The 677-nt window shown below is 78.0% G+C and carries 1 pseudogene; it reads right to left on the bottom strand.

The window, feature by feature from the left end:
• Window positions 1-677, bottom strand: a pseudogene (locus IEW17_RS20660) (hypothetical protein); the annotation flags it as partial.

The raw sequence follows: 677 nt of genomic DNA, 5'->3' as shown, positions 1-677 counted from the left end.
CTGCGCGAAGTCCGCCACCGGCGTGTCCGTCAAGAGCAGCCACTCCAGCCCGGCCGGCGCGCCGGGAGCCGTTTCTTCCCACACCCGCACCCCGGCGCAGGGCACGGGCGCGCCCTTGCCGGTGGCCCCGCCCGGCCGTTGCGGGGCCCGCAGCCACTGGGCCGGAGTGTAGCTCACCTGGAGCACCACCGGCCGGGCCGCCTGTCCCGGTCGCCCGCGCAGGGCCAGCGCGAACTGCCCCGCACGGGGCTGGGCCCGCAGGCCGGCAAACAGGCGCCCGGCCGGCGCGCGGTCCGCCGCGACCAGGGCCCGGTCCTGGGCCGCGCGCACGACAAAGCCCAGGCCTTGCGCCTGACATTGCAGCAGGTGTTCGTAGATGTCGGCCCCGCGGTCGGCCACCACCACCCAGCGGGCACCAACCGGGGGGGCGCCCACGGCCCGCAGGCTCCGCGTCCACAGGGCCGACTCGCGCACCCGGCCCTGGCGCACCCGGGAGCCCCCGTGCGGGTGGGCCTTCTCGGCGTCGGGCACGGGCTGGCGCACGTGAAACTGCTGGTCGAGCAGGCCCAGCAGCGGCAGGGCCGGGCGCTTGGCACCGGGCGTCGGGTCGGGGGCGGGCCAGGTGGCCGCGACCAGTGAGTGCAGCAGCACCCCTTGGCTGGTGGCCTTGCCCGGCC

Source organism: Hymenobacter frigidus (genome assembly GCF_014640435.1).
GTDB lineage: Bacteria > Bacteroidota > Bacteroidia > Cytophagales > Hymenobacteraceae > Hymenobacter > Hymenobacter frigidus.
The sequence above is the reverse complement of the archived record's forward strand: the minus strand, read 5'-3'. Positions and strand labels throughout refer to the sequence as shown.